This window comes from Agrobacterium rosae (genome assembly GCF_002915175.1).
GTDB classification, from domain to species: Bacteria; Pseudomonadota; Alphaproteobacteria; order Rhizobiales; family Rhizobiaceae; genus Agrobacterium; species Agrobacterium rosae.
The window spans coordinates 35,150-49,994 of record NZ_NXEJ01000005.1 but is presented as its reverse complement, the minus strand read 5'-3'; the positions used below and the strand labels follow the sequence as shown (position 1 = coordinate 49,994).

At 58.4% G+C, this 14,845-nt stretch carries 15 protein-coding genes and 1 riboswitch; of the genes, 2 read left to right on the top strand and 13 right to left on the bottom strand.

The genetic code is table 11. The features are described from left to right. Positions 1-20: 20 nt before the first annotated feature. Positions 21-1,106: an ABC transporter ATP-binding protein gene (locus CPJ18_RS10215; protein ID WP_103658014.1), complete on the bottom strand. Its 1,086-nt coding sequence runs from the start codon at positions 1,104-1,106 to the stop codon at positions 21-23. Between the two features lie 260 nt (positions 1,107-1,366). Between CPJ18_RS10215 and CPJ18_RS10210 the strand changes: the two genes are divergently transcribed. Continuing rightward, complete coding sequence (locus tag CPJ18_RS10210; protein WP_103658012.1) at positions 1,367-2,077, top strand: GntR family transcriptional regulator; 711 nt, start codon at positions 1,367-1,369, stop codon at positions 2,075-2,077. A gap of 39 nt (positions 2,078-2,116) precedes the next feature. Here CPJ18_RS10210 and CPJ18_RS10205 read toward each other — a convergent pair whose 3' ends face one another. Beyond that, entirely contained in the window at positions 2,117-3,373 is a 1,257-nt protein-coding gene (locus tag CPJ18_RS10205; protein WP_103658010.1) for a D-amino acid dehydrogenase, read from the bottom strand. 7 nt (positions 3,374-3,380) lie between these two features. Next, the gene (alr, locus tag CPJ18_RS10200; RefSeq protein ID WP_103658008.1) at positions 3,381-4,547 is read right to left on the bottom strand and encodes an alanine racemase; all 1,167 of its coding nucleotides are present in this window, start codon (positions 4,545-4,547) and stop codon (positions 3,381-3,383) included. A gap of 125 nt (positions 4,548-4,672) precedes the next feature. Here alr and CPJ18_RS10195 point away from each other — a divergent pair, with 125 nt between their 5' ends. Continuing rightward, positions 4,673-5,134 carry an Lrp/AsnC family transcriptional regulator gene (locus CPJ18_RS10195; RefSeq protein WP_077103445.1) on the top strand — a complete coding sequence of 154 codons (462 nt, stop codon included), beginning with the start codon at positions 4,673-4,675 and terminating at the stop codon, positions 5,132-5,134. A gap of 3 nt (positions 5,135-5,137) precedes the next feature. Here CPJ18_RS10195 and thiD read toward each other — a convergent pair whose 3' ends face one another. The 10 genes from thiD to CPJ18_RS10145 all read right to left on the bottom strand — a co-directional run bounded on the left by thiD (position 5,138) and on the right by CPJ18_RS10145 (position 14,825). Then, the gene (gene thiD, locus CPJ18_RS10190) at positions 5,138-5,938 is read right to left on the bottom strand and encodes a bifunctional hydroxymethylpyrimidine kinase/phosphomethylpyrimidine kinase (protein ID WP_103658006.1); all 801 of its coding nucleotides are present in this window, start codon (positions 5,936-5,938) and stop codon (positions 5,138-5,140) included. After that, positions 5,935-6,591, bottom strand: coding sequence for a thiamine phosphate synthase (thiE, locus tag CPJ18_RS10185; protein ID WP_103658004.1), 657 nt, complete (start codon positions 6,589-6,591; stop codon positions 5,935-5,937). Before thiE ends, thiD begins: the two co-directional genes overlap by 4 nt. Then, complete coding sequence (locus CPJ18_RS10180) at positions 6,581-7,318, bottom strand: hydroxyethylthiazole kinase (RefSeq protein ID WP_103658002.1); 738 nt, start codon at positions 7,316-7,318, stop codon at positions 6,581-6,583. Before CPJ18_RS10180 ends, thiE begins: the two co-directional genes overlap by 11 nt. A gap of 66 nt (positions 7,319-7,384) precedes the next feature. Next, positions 7,385-7,487, bottom strand: a riboswitch (TPP riboswitch). A gap of 82 nt (positions 7,488-7,569) precedes the next feature. After that, a complete protein-coding gene (gene iolG / locus CPJ18_RS10175; protein WP_103658000.1) occupies positions 7,570-8,562 on the bottom strand; it encodes an inositol 2-dehydrogenase in 993 nt (330 codons plus the stop codon). Positions 8,563-8,711: 149 nt separating this feature from the next. Further along, positions 8,712-9,443, bottom strand: a complete 732-nt coding sequence (locus tag CPJ18_RS10170) for a FadR/GntR family transcriptional regulator (RefSeq protein ID WP_103657998.1) — start codon at positions 9,441-9,443, stop codon at positions 8,712-8,714. Positions 9,444-9,445: 2 nt separating this feature from the next. Then, positions 9,446-10,480: a four-carbon acid sugar kinase family protein gene (locus tag CPJ18_RS10165; protein ID WP_167397875.1), complete on the bottom strand. Its 1,035-nt coding sequence runs from the start codon at positions 10,478-10,480 to the stop codon at positions 9,446-9,448. Positions 10,481-10,653: 173 nt separating this feature from the next. Then, the gene (locus tag CPJ18_RS10160; protein ID WP_103657994.1) at positions 10,654-11,778 is read right to left on the bottom strand and encodes an iron-containing alcohol dehydrogenase; all 1,125 of its coding nucleotides are present in this window, start codon (positions 11,776-11,778) and stop codon (positions 10,654-10,656) included. 11 nt (positions 11,779-11,789) lie between these two features. Further along, positions 11,790-12,704 carry a dihydrodipicolinate synthase family protein gene (locus CPJ18_RS10155; RefSeq protein ID WP_103657992.1) on the bottom strand — a complete coding sequence of 305 codons (915 nt, stop codon included), beginning with the start codon at positions 12,702-12,704 and terminating at the stop codon, positions 11,790-11,792. Next, on the bottom strand, positions 12,697-13,656 hold the full coding sequence (pdxA, locus tag CPJ18_RS10150) for a 4-hydroxythreonine-4-phosphate dehydrogenase PdxA (protein ID WP_103657990.1): 960 nt from the start codon (positions 13,654-13,656) through the stop codon (positions 12,697-12,699). Before pdxA ends, CPJ18_RS10155 begins: the two co-directional genes overlap by 8 nt. Continuing rightward, positions 13,653-14,825, bottom strand: coding sequence for a sialidase family protein (locus CPJ18_RS10145; RefSeq protein WP_103657988.1), 1,173 nt, complete (start codon positions 14,823-14,825; stop codon positions 13,653-13,655). The genes pdxA and CPJ18_RS10145 overlap by 4 nt, the downstream gene beginning before the upstream one ends. Positions 14,826-14,845: the final 20 nt, after the last annotated feature.

Below are 14,845 nucleotides of genomic sequence, written 5' to 3'. Positions count from 1 at the left end.
CTCCTCTGGTTGCTTTTTGCTTATTTTTCTATCCGGCCGAGCACGATGGCATCTGCCGCATTCCATGAAAGTGGTATCGCTTCACCCACCCTGATTGGTTTTTCGAAGAAGGCGACGTCGCTGAGGATGACGTTGAAATCCTCGATGCCCGCACCGGCCACGACGATCTTCACGCTCGCTCCGTGATATTCGACGTTGGAAACGATGCCGGTGAAACCATGTCCCGGTACGTCAGCCTCAGCCACACGAACGCGGTCCGTCCTGACGGCGATATCCACCAGTCCGTCCTGCATCGCCTCACCCGCTGCGATGAAAGAACCGCCGCCGGGCACATCCATCGTCACCAGTTCGCCGTTCTTTTCTCTCATGCGCCCGGAAATGACGTTGTGATTGCCCATGAAGCGGGCAACGAAGCCCGTTGCCGGACGCTCGAACACTTCGCGCGGCGTTGCCGCCTGTTCGATGCGCCCGTCATTCATGATGACGATGATGTCGGCCAGTGCCATCGCCTCTTCCTGACTGTGCGTCACATGAACGAAGGTTATGCCAAGCGAGGTCTGGAGCTTCTTCAGTTCCGCACGCATGCGAATTTTGAGAAACGGATCGAGCGCCGAAAGCGGCTCGTCCAGCAGCAGCGCTTCCGGGTCGGTAATCAGCGCACGGGCCAGCGCCACGCGTTGTTGCTGGCCGCCGGAAAGCTGGGCCGGGCGGCGGTTGGCATAGGGTTCCAGCTGCATCAATTGCAGCATTTCCATCGCCTTGGCGCGCCGCGCATCTTTGTCCACACCCTTCATCTTCAGGCTGAAGGCAACATTATCAATGAGGTCGAGATGTGGAAAAAGCGCATAGGACTGGAACATCATCGCCGTGCCGCGCTGGGCGGGCGGAAAGTCAGTGACCACGGTATTACCAAGCCGCACATCGCCGCTTGAAATCGTCTCATGGCCTGCGATCATACGCAGCGTCGAGGTCTTGCCGCAGCCAGACGGGCCCAGTAGGCAACAATAGCTGCCCGCCGGAATTTTTAGGCTGATGGCATGGACGGCGGTCGTGGTGCCGTAGACTTTCGAAACGGAAGCAATATCGATTTCGGCGGCTTTGCTCATGCATGTTCCCCTGCTGTCGAGGAATACTCTGCATAAGCCGTGCCAGTTTCTTGTAGCCGTTGCTAAGTCTATAGATCAAAAGGACTTTTTGTTTTCTGTTGAGATAGGTAGCTTATCGACTTCTGGCCTGTGATTAAAAAATATGCGATTGTTCGCGATAGTGCATAAGGATTGTATCCAATCTTTTGATCGAATGAAGACGTTTTCTATTTTCAGAATTCCCGGTTCGGAGTAGAAGAAAACGGACGACGGATAACAACATGACCATTGCCGATATCAATCCAGAGACAGACATTACGCAGGAAGATCGCGCGCAGGCCATTCGCGATACGCTTCGTGATGCAATCGTGGACAGACGCCTTGCGCCGGGCACGAAGCTTTCCGAGGCTGAGGTCGGTACCCTGTTCGATGTCAGCCGCACGGTTGTGCGCGCGGCCCTTCAGATGCTGGCCTTCGAAGGTCTGGTCAAAACGGAGCGTAATCGCGGTGCCTTCGTCTCCAACCCGACACCGGATGAGGCTCGGCAGGTTTTCTCATCCCGCAGGCTGATCGAGCCCGGCATTATCCACGCGGCGATCGAACGGCTGACGCCCTCTGCCATTGAAGACATGCGCCTTCATCTGACGGAAGAGACCCGCCACCAGCATGAACGAGGCCCAAGCGCCCGCCGTGCCGAAATCAAGGCATCGGGTGATTTTCATCTGATGCTGGCCTCTGTTGCCGGCAACGCCATTCTTGAAAAATTCATGGCCGAACTCGTCGCTCGCTCGTCTCTGGTGATTGCTCTTTACGGGCGCTCAGGCATTTCAAGTTGCGGTCACGGCGATCACGCCTCGATACTGGATGCCCTAGAGCAGGGTGACGCTGAAAAGGCCAAAAGCCTGATGCTGCATCACATCGACCACATTGAAGCCGATCTCGACTTGCGCAACACAGAGGGATTAGCGCTGAAGGATGCGTTGTCTTTGTAGGTATCAGCCGCATTGCACGGCTGATACGGGTAGAAACGCTTATGCTGCGTAGCGGCTGATCGCCAAATCCGCAGTTTCGATCTCAGGCGTATTGCCGCTGATAAGGTCGGATAAAACGCGCGCGGAACCACAGGCCATCGTCCAGCCCAGCGTGCCATGGCCGGTGTTGAGGTAAAGGTTGCTGTAGCGGGTAGCACCGATCACCGGTGTGCCATCGGGCGTCATCGGGCGCAGACCGCACCAGAATTTCGCCTGAGACTGATCGCCAGCGCCGCCGAACAAATCCTCAATGGAATGCGTCAGGGTCGCTTGGCGCTTCGCAGGCAAATCCTTGTTGAAACCGGAAATCTCGGCCATGCCACCTACACGAATGCGGTCGCCCAGACGGGTCATGGCGATCTTGTGCGCCTCGTCCATGACGGTCGAAACCGGCGCGCGCGCGGCATCAATGATAGGCACGGTTATCGAGTAACCCTTGACCGGATACACCGGCAGGTCGATGTTCAGATGCTTGAGAAGCTGTGGCGTATAGCTGCCCAAGGCACCAATGAAGACATCTGCCTCGATGGTCCCCTTTGTCGTCTCGATGGCCTTGACGCGATTGCCTTCGGTAATGGGGCGCATGATGCCTGTGTCATATAGGAATGTCACGCCAGCCTGTTCGGCAAGCTTCGCCAGTTCAGTGGTGAACATGAAGCAATCGCCGGTCTCGTCGCCCGGCAATCTCAGGCCACCGACGATCTTATCCTTCGAGGTAGCGAGACCCGGCTCCACGGCTGCGCAACCGTCGCGGTCCAGAATTTCATAGGCCACGCCGCCAGCTTTCAGCACGGCGACATCCTTGCCGATGCCATCGAACTGCTTTTGCGTGCGGAAAACTTCCAGTGTGCCTTGGGTGCGCTGATCGTACCGAATACCGGTTTCTTCACGCAGCGCCATCAGGCAGTCGCGGCTGTATTCCGCCACGCGCACCATACGGCTTTTGTTGACGGCGTAGCGCGCGGATGTGCAGTTGCGCAGCATCTGGCCAATCCAGCGCAAGGCGGCAGGGTCCAGTGTCGGGCGGATGATCAACGGCGAATGCTCCATGAACAGCCATTTCACGGCTTTCATCGGAATGCCTGGTGCAGCCCAGGGAGAAGAGTAGCCGGGTGAAACCTCGCCTGCATTGGCAAAGCTGGTTTCAAGTGCTGCTGCAGGTTGGCGGTCTATGACCGTAACCGAATGACCGGCCTTTGCCAGATACCACGCGGATGTGACACCGACGACACCGGCTCCGAGAATGACGATCTTCATGTTGCTCTCACTCGTCTGCGTTTATTGTGTCGCCCGCTTTCAAGCGCGCGTCTGGCTGAATATAGGTGCGGCGATAGCGATGGCCGAGACCCGTCAGAATTTCGTAGGCAATCGTACCTGCATCTTCGGCAATGTCTTCCAGAGATTGATCCGGTCCTATCAATTGAACGAGGCTGCCATGGGTTAAGGTTCCCTCCGGCAGTGCCGAAATATCCAGGCTGATGCTGTCCATGGAAACGCGCCCGGCAATGGGCAGTCGCACGCCGTTGAAATAGGCTGCGCCCCGACTGCTCAACGAACGCGGAAGGCCATCCGCATAGCCCGCGGCAATGGTGGCTAGGCGCGTTTCACCCGTCGTGCGTAAAGACCCGCCATAACCGACGAGCGTATCTGCAGGTACGGTCCGGGTTTGCACGACCGCCACATCCAGCCGCACCACTGGCTTCATAGGGTTGGGGCGCGCAGAGGAGGGCGCACCGCCATAAAGCGCGATGCCCGGCCGCATCACTGCGTTATGATAGTCCGCGCCCAGAAAGATGCCGCCTGAATTGGCAAAACAGACTGGCGCGTCCGGAAACATTGCCGACGCCTTGCGCAGGACGGCAAGTTGCGCACCGTTGGCAATGTGTTCAGGCTCATCCGCGCAGGCCAGATGGCTCATGACGAAGGTGATCGCAATGCCGTTCAGCAAGTGAGGCGAGGTCTTCAGCGTCGCAAGTTCGGACGATGCCATGCCCAGGCGCGACATGCCGGTATCGATCTGGATTGCTGCTGGCAGCGTCTTGCCCAGAATCGCGGCATGCGCCGACCATTGCGCCAGTTGCTCCAGCGAGTTGATAACGGGCGTGATGTTCATCGCCGCGCAGGATGTCTCGTTGCCGGGTTGAAGGCCGTTCAGCACGAAGATGTCCGCATCACCGGCAATGCGAAGACGCAGCGCGATGGCCTCATCGATATGTGCAACGAAGAAGTGACGGCAACCGGCATTGTAGAGAACGGGTGCGACCATATCCGCACCAAGACCATAGGCATTGGCCTTGACCACGGCGCTGGTCACGGAGTTCGGGGCCATGGCCCGCAGCATCAGGTAATTGTCGCGAAGTGCGCCAAGGTCTATTGTCAGATAACCGCTGGCACCACCACTCGCCTTCTGGCGATTGATCGTCATGTCCATCGTCGTTCCCTTATTATTTTCCAACAGACTATTGCAACGATCATCGAATTTTCGCAGTTTGAGGCGTGGATAATTCGAAGATTGGCGATCGAACGCAATTTTCGACGGCGAAACGGAATGATTTTATGTCAGCTTTGGACGCTACCGATCGTCACATCATTCGCGTGCTTCGGCTCAACGCCCGCATCAGCAATGCAAAGCTGGCAGCGGAGGTCGGTTTGTCGCCCTCGGCATGTCTGCGGCGGGTGGATATTTTGGAGCGAGAAGGGGTCATTCGCGGCTACACGGCGCTGACGGGAAGTGCAGCGGGCGGCGAGGTCATCTCAGTCATCGTGCAGATCACGCTCGATCGCCAGACTGAGGATTTTCTCAATCGCTTCGAACATGCTGTCAGACGTTATCCAGAAATTCGCGAGTGCTACCTGATGACCGGTGGCTCCGATTATTTCCTGCGAGTGGAAGTGGAAAGTGCAGGCGATTTTGAGCGCGTTCACAAGGACATACTCTCGAAACTACCCGGCGTTTCGCGCATTCATTCCAGCTTCGCCATCCGCAACGCACTGGCAAGCCCGAAGCCAAGGAACTGAGCGTCAGGCATTCCACCAGCGGTAAAAATGGTGCACAGGTCCGTGACCATGGCCGACATGCAGTTCTCTCCCCGCTGCCAGTGCACCCTGAAGAAACTCCTTCGCCAGCCCAATCGCATCAGCCAGAGAGTATCCAAGCGCCAGATTTGCGGTAATGGCCGATGCCAATGTGCAGCCGGTGCCGTGGTCATTGCGGGTGTCTATGCGCGGCATGGAAAACTCCTGCATTCCATCACTGTCCAGCAAAAGATCGACACTTTCCGACCCGCCGCCATGCCCACCCTTTATCAGAACAGCGCGAACGCCGGTTTTCAATATCGCTTCGGCCTGGCGGATCACTTCTGACCTGTTCGTCGCGATGGGTTGCCCACTCAGAAGCGCTGCCTCCGGCAGGTTTGGGGTGGCGAGCAGCGCCAGCGGCAGCAAAGCGCTGCGAAGAGTTTCTATGGCATCTTCCTGCAACAGGCGGTCGCCGGATGTTGCCACCATCACCGGGTCCATGACAATAGGATTGCCCACCTCACGCAGCTTTGCAGCGATCGTTTCGATGGTCTCGATGCGCGAAACCATGCCGATCTTGACCGCGCCGACATCAAGATCGGACAAAACCGCGTCCATCTGGGCGGCAATCATGTCGGTTGATATGTTTTCGACAGCGGTTACGCCTCTCGTGTTCTGAGCAGTGATGGCGGTGATGACGCTTGCGCCATAGACGCCGAGCGCCGAAAACGTCTTCAGATCGGCCTGTATGCCCGCGCCGCCGCCACTGTCGGACCCGGCAATCGTCAAGGCTATCGCCGTCATCCGCGTGCCTCCAGCGCGAGGTCCACTTTGCGGCGAAAGTCCACTGTCGCCGCCGCAATATCGACGGCGCGGAACAGAGCGGAAATCAGTGCGACACCATCCGCACCCGCATTGATAACGGGTTCGACCCTCTCCAGCGTGATGCCCGCAATAGCGCCGACGGACATCTCCGGACGAGAGTTGCGAAGATAGTTTCTCAGTTCGCGAAGACCCTCCAATCCCACTGGCGCGTCTGAATTGACCTTGGAGACAGTATCGAAAACACCGCCGATGCAGGCATAGTCTGCCGGTGCTTCAGCGACACGCTGGGCGTCAGTCATATTCTTGACGGTCATGCCGATGATTGCATCATGCCCCAACAGGCGTCTGGCCGTTTCGGCGTCCATATCGTCCGCACCCAGATGAACGCCATCTGCGCCGGACGCCAGCGCCACATCGACACGGTCGTTGATGACGAGGGGAACGCCGGTTGCCTTCAGTGCTTCCACCATCAGCCGCGCCTGCTCGATCATGTCTAGGGTAGAGGCTTGCTTGTCGCGATACTGGATGATGGTTGCGCCATGCCGTGCCGCAACGGCTGCCAGTTCCGGCAAGGGCGCGATATCGGCAAGCGAAGCATCCACCAAAGCGTTCAGTCTGTAATCAATTTTCATCGTGCTCGATCCTCGCAAGGGAAAGAATGTCATTGCCGTCGATAGCGTCCAACGCATCCAGAAAGGCCGCCTCGAATGTACCAGGACCGCGTGCCTGCGTTGCCGCAAGTTCTGCCGATACGCCGGTTACCGTCAGTGCTGCTGCTGCCGCGAGCAACGGGTCCGATTCCACCGCCATGAAAGCGGCTATCACTCCACCGGAAAGACATCCGGTGCCGGTGACCTTCGCCATCCATGGGTGGCCATTGGTGATCTTTGCGCTTCTGGCCCCATCGCGAAGCAAATCCTGCGGGCCGGTCTGGATGCGCAATGTGTTGCCGACATCGCCAATGACAGCCATTTCCGCCGCGTTTCCACGCACGATGGTTGGGTGGAGAGTGATGAGTTCATGGGCGAAATCCAGCCGGGAGGGCGAGTAATCGCAATGCACGGGGTCGACGATCCAGGGTTTACCTTTGTCGTTCGCCACGCCCACCGCCATGCGAATGACCTTGCGGCGTGCGGCATCCAGCGTGCCGAGGTTGATCGTCAGAGCGTCGACTTTGGAAACGAAGCTTTCGATTTCTTCTTCCGAAGATGTCATGGACGGAATTCCGCCAACGGCGGTTATGCCATCGGCAGTAAATTTCTGAACGACGGTGTTCATCAGGCAATGAACCCGCGGTCGCCGTTGCCGCACCCGCGCCAGAAGCTCTGCTGCGGTTTGTGCTGTGGGAAAACTCGACATGGGTCATTGAACTCCAGATATACAATCACGGAGACCCAGGTTCAGCGCGGAAAAGAAAAGCATGGCCAGCGGCGACTGTTCCGTTCCTACGCCGGCATGACCCGGATCAGGTTCAAGGGTCCGGCTCAGCGCCATCTCAGCATCGTGCGATGCTCCCCTCGGAATGTCTGGAAGGTGTCGTTTTTTAGTTGTGCTGTCAATAACATTCAGGAAGACGCAAGGCCGATAAACCGCGTCTTCCTGAAATGTGATCAGGTAATTTGGACGAGCACTTTTTCGCGCACCGACTTCAGCGCAGCATCCGCCAGCTTCAGCGCAACCAGGCCGTCCTGGGCGGAAGGCGAGGGGGCGACGTCGTTTTCGATGGCATCGATGAAGGCGGTGATTTCCGCCGCGTAAGCCGCCGTATATCGCGTCATGAAGAAGTCGTGCAGGGGTGGGCGGGTGTAACCGTCCTTGGTGGCGATTTCGATAGACACCGGGCGCTGATTTTCGGCAGCAACCGAGCCCAGCGAGCCGTGGACTTCGATGCGCTGGTCGTAGCCATAGGTAGCGCGGCGCGAGTTGGAGATAATCGCTTGACGCCCGCTGGCGGTGGTCAGGATGATGCTGGCACTGTCGTAATCGCCGAGTTCACCGATCTTCGGATCGACCAGAACGGAGCCCGTGGCGAAAACGCTGACGATCTCTTCGGCCAGCAAAAAACAGGCAATGTCGAAATCATGGATGGTCATGTCACGGAAGATGCCGCCGGATACCTTGATATACTCAGGTGGCGGCGCGCCCGGATCGCGGCTGGTGATGGTCACCATCTCGACCTTGCCGATCTGTCCGTCATCGATCGCCTTGCGAACGGCGCGGAAATGTGGATCGAACCGGCGGTTGAAGCCGAGCATGATCTTTGCGCCGGTTTCCTTGACCACGTCGATGCAGGCTTGCGCACGCGCGACATCGAGATCGATCGGCTTTTCGCAGAAGATTGCCCTACCCGCACGTGCAAAACGCTCGATCAGATCGGCGTGGGTGTTGGTGGGCGTGCAGATGATGACGGCATCGATGTCGGCGTTTTCAAGCACGGCATCTATGGTGCTGATTGCGCAGCCGGTTTCGTCTGCAATTGCCTGTGCGGCATCGGGAAACGCATCGACCACCGCAACCAGTTTGGCACGTTTGTCGGATGCAATCGCCTTGGCGTGTACTTTTCCGATGCGCCCAGCGCCCAGCAAAGCCAATCTCGTAACCATCGTTTCCTCCCGATATGGTTATCCCGATCCGTGGAACGTTGATGCGAACTGCGGACCATTTTGGAATATATGTTCCATCTTGCTAGAACGCCGATTCATGCCTGTCAAGTCGTGCGTGACGTCTGGAATGCGCTGGAGTGAGAAAGCGCTTACTCCGCGTCCTGCGCTGCAAGCTGAGGTTTTCGCCCTTCAAACAGGCGCGAGCGTGAGCCGTGAAGATGCTGGCGCATCAGTCGCCTTGCGAGATCGCAATCGCGATTGCGAATAGCCTCGAAAATCGCAGCATGTTCATCATAGACATGCTGAAGGCCCAAAATGGAATTTTTAAGTGAAAGACCGTGGAATTGCATTCCAACGGCAATATGGTCCTTCAACGCTTCCATGGCGGTCGAAAAATAGGTGTTGCCGGATGCGTTGGCGATGGCGAGGTGGAATTGGAAGTCGGCATCTTCCCGGTGGCGCTGCCGGTTCGTTGCCTCCTTGAGGGAGGCGAGAGCTCGGCCGATCAGCAGAAGTTCAGCATCGCCATAACGCTCCGCTGCGCAGGCGGCGGCCTCCGGCTCCACCGTCATGCGGAATTCATAACAGTTCTGGAGGTCGGCTATGTTCTCAAGAGGGCTGAAACCGAGCGCTTGTTTAACGCCAATGCTGCGAACAAAACTGCCCGCACCCTGGCGGGAGTAGACGAGGCCCTTGTCACGCAATTTCTTCAGTGCATCGCGCACGATGGGGCGAGAAACCTCAAACTCGGCGGCAAGATCATGCTCGGTCGGCAGACGCTCGTCGTTTTTGTAGGCACCGGATTTTATGGCATGCTGAAGCCGCTCGTAAACGACGTCGCTCAAACTCTTGCGATGAGAAACCTGTTCTATCGCCCCCATATTTACGCTTCCCCTCCTGTTATGGTCTCAGCCAGTCGGAGAAGTGTGTCTTCCGATCCAAAGCCGCCTGATTTGGTAATGTAGAAGGTGCCATTAAATTCGGCAACGGGTAGGCCCGGCAAAGCCTCGCCCGCAAAGCCGAGCACATGAAGTCTCTGATCATCGAAATAGGCTTCTGCCGTTGCCCCGCCGGATAGCAGAATCGTATCTCCGGCATGGGCATATTCTGCAATGCTGGCAGCCAATGCGCTTGCAACCTGCATGGGGCTGACTTCAGTTTCGGACGGCATGGCCTGTATGAGTGTGATGGATGCACCGCAATGCTTTTCTGATGCCAATGCGGCAATGCCATTTGGCGCAGGAACATGGAGAAGATCAGGACGGGCGGCTTTCAGCCTTTCGACCTGTGCAAGGGTAATGGGGTCGCGTGAACCGATTGCCATGAGGATTCGCCTGGTGGGGTAGGTAAGGGGGGGAGGATGGCTTTCACCAGCAACCGCCTTTGCCAGCGAAAGCGCGCCCACCATCAGTTCATTTTCCTCAATGGTATCAGCGGCGTCGCGCATGTCTTGGGGTGTCAACGTATCTGGAAACCGGCATCGGTGTGCCAGCGCTCCAAGGCGTTCTGCAATAGAGATGGGCGTGTCCACACCAAATCCGTCAATCAAGCCGTCTGAGACGATGCGGCCAAATTCCGGAATGCCGGGCAGAACGACGGCGCGTTCGAATGCCAGCTCAGTGAGTTCTGCCTCCAGATTGCCTTTCAGCCGAGAGTCCACCTTCTTGAACAGGCGGATACCCGGTTTCAGCGCGGCCTTGATGCAGACAATGCGATTGGCCGCCTCATCAGCCGGAATTTCCCGGCTGCGCGTCGTTAGGGTTATAACATCTGCATCGCTGTCGAGTGCTTCGGCGATGAAGCGATGATCGGCTACAACGGTGACTTTATGGCCACTGGCAGCGAAGGGTGCTGCGGTGTCTAGCGCGCCCGTCAAATCGTCTGCAACGATCAGAAGTCTGTTGAAATGCCTGTTCATTGCTGTGTTCATCCTCACGTGCAAGCGCGCCAGAATACGGTCGCGGCTGTTTGCGGCTATCTCTCCACCTGCGTCATCCTCGGGCTTGACCCGAGGATCTATTCCCGTTGCAAACATTGAAACGTTGGCAGATGCTCGGGACAGGCCCGAGCATGACGACGGTGGGTATCGCCCTAATAGGCCGCCTTATAAATCGACAACACGTCACCCACAGCCATGTCGCGGGGATTGTTGTTCATGAGGCGGCGGATGGCGTGCGCCTCTTCGGCCCAGCTTTGTAAATCACCCTCGTTTGCCTTGTGGGCCGACAGCTGCATTTCCACTCCGAGGCCTTTACAGAAACCGTAGGCCGCTTCCAAAACACCTTCCGGCTCGTTGGAAACAGCAAGGCCCAGCGCTTCCAGCACTTCGGCAGTCTTGTCCACATGCACAGGCACATTATAGGCCAGCACATGCGGGAAGATGATGGCGTTTGCCAGACCGTGAGGCAGCCCAAGCCGGGTGCCAAGCGGATAGGCGAGCGCATGACCCGCTGCCGTATTGACGGGGCCGAGACAAATGCCGCCGTAATAGGAGGCCAGCATCATGCCCGCACGCGCCTCGGTGTCCTTGCCGTTTTCAACGGCGCGGGCGAGGTACTTGCCAACGAGACGAATGCCCATGCGGGCATAACCATCGATCAGGTCATGCGCATTGATGTTGGTGAAGGCCTCCACGCAATGCGCCATGGCATCAATGCCAGTCGCTGCCGTTACCGCCGGTGGAACAGACCATGTCAGTTCCGGGTCGAGAATGGCGATATCGGCCAGAAGATGCTGGCTTTCGACTGCTTTCTTGGAGTGCGTGCTGCTGTCGGTAATCAGAGCGCGAATACCGGCTTCGGAACCCGTTCCCGCCGTGGTGGCGATCTGTGCCAGACGCGTGCGTCTGCCCGCAACCTTGTCGGGGCCAACGACATCGTCCAGAGACTGCCCGCCATCCCACAATGCAGCCACCAGTTTTGCGACGTCCAGAACAGAGCCGCCGCCAAGGCCGACGACGAGGTCTGGTTTCAGCGAACGCGCCACTTCGATGGCCGCATCCAGCGCCTTGTCATCCGGCTCCGGCGGAATGTCAGAGAAGACTTTGACATCGCCGGTAAGCTTCAGCCGATCGACGAAGCCGACCGTATGTTCGGTTGCGATGACCAGCACGCGCTGTGCGCCGTCTGCCCATTCTCCAAGCTTGCCGGAGGCACCTGCGCCGATTTCAAGGCGCCTGGGTTGATGCAGGGTAATTGGCCGTGCCATGGCATCCATGAGCCCGCTCCTTATTGGTTTTCAAGCGCGTCCATGCGCGCCCAGACGGTTTCTCGTTCCGCATCGGAAAGCTCGATGAGTGGAGGATGCACCCGCAGCCAGCCATTATCGCCACGACGCTTGGCGACCATGGCCTTGACGGTGGGAAGCTGCACATAGGCGTTGGTCAGCTCACGCCACGCAACGATGCGATCTTGCGCGGCCTTGACCACATCTTCCTTGCCAGCGACGTTCCAGTGGTCGAAGACGATGCGCAGATCGGACGCGACGAGGTTGGAGCTGGCAGTGATGCAGCCCGCACCACCCACTTGCAGTAGTGGCAACAGCACAGGGTCCGCACCGGCCAAGACGCCGAAGCCGGGGAATGCGGCAACCATGGCCTTCATGTTTTCCAGATCGCCGGAACTGTCCTTGATGCCGACGAAGACGCCGGGGAAATCATTGCGCAGTCGGGCGATGACATCGTGGGGAATGGCAACGCCGGACACTTGGGGGATGTGGTAGAGAATGACCTTCAGCCGGTTATCCTTCACACCTTCGACCACCTTGGCATAGGCGCGGTAAATACCCTCTGCGCTCACGCCCTTGTAGTAGAACGGCGGCAGCAGAACCACGGCTGGCACACCAGCTTCCACCGCATGGCGGGTCAGTTCAACGGTATCGGAGACAGCCGTCTGGGCCGTGCCGGGCAAAAGCTTCTGTGCGGGCACGCCGCCTGCAATTGCCTTTTCCAGAATGTCCATGCGCTGTTTCAGGCCGAAGGAATTGGCCTCGCCGGTGGTGCCGAGAAGCGCCACGCCATCGCAGCCTTCTTCGATCAACGCCTTGCAGTGGGCGGTGAACAGGCGGAAGTCCGGCGTGCCATCTGCGGCAATTGCGGTGGTTGCGGCGGAGTAGACGCCACTAATTTCAAAGGTCTCAGCCATTGTTCTTCTTCTTTCCTGCAATCAGCTTGCGGGCATAGGCAATGGCCGCATTCATGTTGACGTGGTTGGCCTTGCCTGTTCCGGCGATATCGAAGGCCGTGCCATGATCGACCGAGGTGCGGTCGATGGGCAGGCCGACGGAGACGTTGACGGCGGTGTCGAAGGCGACCAGCTTGATGGGGATATGCCCCTGATCGTGATACTGCGCGATGACCAGATCAAACCCGCCCTGATAGGCGCGGTGATAGACGGTATCGGCGGAAATAGGGCCGTACACATCGATGCCTTCAGCCCGCGCCTGCGCCACCGCTGGCGCGATGAATTCATCGTCTTCCGTGCCGAACAGACCGTTCTCGCCGCAATGCGGATTGATGCCCGCGACCGCGATCTTGGGCTTGTCATAGCCGATGCGCTTGAGGTGATCGTTTCCGGCGCGGATGGTCGCCAGAATACGCTCCGGCTTGGCGCGGCTGATGGCGTCCTTCAGGGAGACATGGGTGGAAACGTGGATGACCTTCAGTCGATCCGATGCCAGCAGCATGAAAGCGGATTTCGAGCCGGTCAGCGATGTCAGCATGCCGGTGTGGCCATCATAATGGTGGCCTGCCGAGTTCAGCGCTTCCTTGTTGATCGGTGCCGTCACGATGCAGCCAATCTTGCCAGCCGTTGCGGCTTTCACCGCGCTGTCGATGAAGCGGAAGGAGGCATCGCCGGACACGGCGCTGAGCTTGCCCCATTCGACCGGAGCACCTTCGATGTCGATGTTTTCGACAAGGCCGGTCAGGTCCAGATCAGAGCCAAGCGCCGTGCGGGCGGCCTCAAGCTGCTTGAGGTTGCCGAAGACGCGGGTATTGGCCCGGTCTTGCTCACTCATTTCAGCCAGTGCCTTGATGGTGATTTCGGGGCCGACGCCAGCCGGATCGCCCATGGTTATGCCAACGATATCGCTCATGCGTTTTCTCCGTCGATCCAGCCCTTGTCGAGGCGGACATATTTGATGGCGCGACGATGGTAGGTATAGGCGAGGTGCAGCGCACCGTCCTTGCCTTCCAGAAGCGCGGGATAGGACATTTCCTTGTTGCGGCCATCCACCGAATTGTTGGACAGGCATGTGCCGGGGCCATCTTCAACGATGCGCCGCTGCGGGAAGCTCTTGCCGTCATCCGTTGACACGCACAGCGTAACCGGTGCGCGTGGCACGCCCCAGATAGGCGTAATGCCGCCTTCCGCATTGGGGCGGTGGTCGTCTTCGCCCAATTCATCGTACAGCGACTCGCGACGTGCGTCTGACGTTGCGGCGGAGACCGGGTTGCACAGCAGCGCAACGCGACCATCTGCCAGACGGGTAGCGGCAATGGAGGAATTGTTGTTGGGCACATCGGTTGCGACAGGCGCAGACCAGCTGCGGCCGCCGTCATGGCTTTCCGTGCGATAGACGAAATCCGACTGGCGGCGGCGGAAGAAGGCGGCCATGTCCTGTCCGTCCAGCGGCACGATGGTCATGTGTACGCAGCCATAACTCTCCGGCACGTCAGCCACCGACCATGTCTTGCCCTCATCCGTGCTGACGGCGACGGCTGCGGTGTCATGCGTGCCGGTCCATTTCGCGCCGAGGCGGGGGTTGCACAGAAACAGTGGCAGCATCCACGCGCCGTCATCACGGCGCACGATGGTCGCGCGAATGAAGGTGCCGTTGGCAAGGCCGATGTCACGCGACGGGCCGGAGGTGATCTTGCCGTTTTCAAACGCAAGATCATGCGTCACCACACGGCTTTCATCCTGATTGCCGGAAGGCTGCGCCGTGTGGAAAAGCGCGATCTTTCCATCGGGCCTGACGAAAATCATCGGGTTCTGTTCAGAGCGCTCTTCATCATGGCTCGCCAAAGCGGCCTGCGACCAGGTGTCTGCACCATCGCCCAGGGTGGAAATGTGAATGGAAATGTCGGACTTGCCTTCCAGCGTGCCGCCAAACCAGGCGCAGGCCAGTGTGCCACCCGGCAGGAAGCTCAAAAATGCCGCGTGGTTCTGGATTTTCGGTGAAGGCAGGTAAGCCTCTTTGCGTCCTTCGCCTGCCGCAAAAAGATGCCCATCCATCTTTGCCGCAATCTCTTCAGGCGTCATGAATTTCCTCCCGTCACATC

Coding starts and splice junctions, on each gene's coding strand:
- CPJ18_RS10215 (WP_103658014.1), bottom strand. CDS start 1,106: ATGAGCAAAGCCGCCGAAATCGATATTGCTTCCGTTTCGAAAGTCTAC.
- CPJ18_RS10160 (WP_103657994.1), bottom strand. CDS start 11,778: ATGGATGCCATGGCACGGCCAATTACCCTGCATCAACCCAGGCGCCTT.
- CPJ18_RS10170 (WP_103657998.1), bottom strand. CDS start 9,443: ATGGGGGCGATAGAACAGGTTTCTCATCGCAAGAGTTTGAGCGACGTC.
- CPJ18_RS10155 (WP_103657992.1), bottom strand. CDS start 12,704: ATGGCTGAGACCTTTGAAATTAGTGGCGTCTACTCCGCCGCAACCACC.
- CPJ18_RS10210 (WP_103658012.1), top strand. CDS start 1,367: ATGACCATTGCCGATATCAATCCAGAGACAGACATTACGCAGGAAGAT.
- CPJ18_RS10165 (WP_167397875.1), bottom strand. CDS start 10,480: ATGAACAGGCATTTCAACAGACTTCTGATCGTTGCAGACGATTTGACG.
- alr (WP_103658008.1), bottom strand. CDS start 4,547: ATGGACATGACGATCAATCGCCAGAAGGCGAGTGGTGGTGCCAGCGGT.
- thiE (WP_103658004.1), bottom strand. CDS start 6,591: ATGAAAATTGATTACAGACTGAACGCTTTGGTGGATGCTTCGCTTGCC.
- CPJ18_RS10180 (WP_103658002.1), bottom strand. CDS start 7,318: ATGTCGAGTTTTCCCACAGCACAAACCGCAGCAGAGCTTCTGGCGCGG.
- CPJ18_RS10145 (WP_103657988.1), bottom strand. CDS start 14,825: ATGACGCCTGAAGAGATTGCGGCAAAGATGGATGGGCATCTTTTTGCG.
- iolG (WP_103658000.1), bottom strand. CDS start 8,562: ATGGTTACGAGATTGGCTTTGCTGGGCGCTGGGCGCATCGGAAAAGTA.
- CPJ18_RS10195 (WP_077103445.1), top strand. CDS start 4,673: ATGTCAGCTTTGGACGCTACCGATCGTCACATCATTCGCGTGCTTCGG.
- thiD (WP_103658006.1), bottom strand. CDS start 5,938: ATGACGGCGATAGCCTTGACGATTGCCGGGTCCGACAGTGGCGGCGGC.
- pdxA (WP_103657990.1), bottom strand. CDS start 13,656: ATGAGCGATATCGTTGGCATAACCATGGGCGATCCGGCTGGCGTCGGC.
- CPJ18_RS10205 (WP_103658010.1), bottom strand. CDS start 3,373: ATGAAGATCGTCATTCTCGGAGCCGGTGTCGTCGGTGTCACATCCGCG.